The 242-nt window shown below is 62.8% G+C and carries 1 protein-coding gene; it reads right to left on the minus strand.

From position 1 onward, the window contains the following. Positions 1–242 (minus strand): hypothetical protein (locus ACIPUB_RS20170; protein WP_407609010.1); only part of this gene is annotated, 242 nt, incomplete at both ends.

Genomic DNA, 242 nt, shown 5'->3' on the forward strand with positions numbered 1-242 from the left:
GCAGCCACTGCACCCTCGTGTTGTTCGTAAGCGTGCCGATCTTCGTGCCCGAGGTCTTGGCAGCTTGGTAGACGGGCTGCTTGCCCTTCACCCAGCGATAGACATTCGAGGGATTCGACGAGCCCAGGCTGCTCGCCGGCACAAATCCGGTCTTCCCCGAAACAAGGACCCTGGTCCAGGAACCGCTCCTGCCCAGCACCTCCACCTTCGTCTGGCGGTGCAGCGAAAGAACACCCGCCGAC

This window comes from Paeniglutamicibacter sp. ORCA_105, from assembly GCF_045798545.1.
GTDB lineage: Bacteria > Actinomycetota > Actinomycetes > Actinomycetales > Micrococcaceae > Paeniglutamicibacter > Paeniglutamicibacter sulfureus.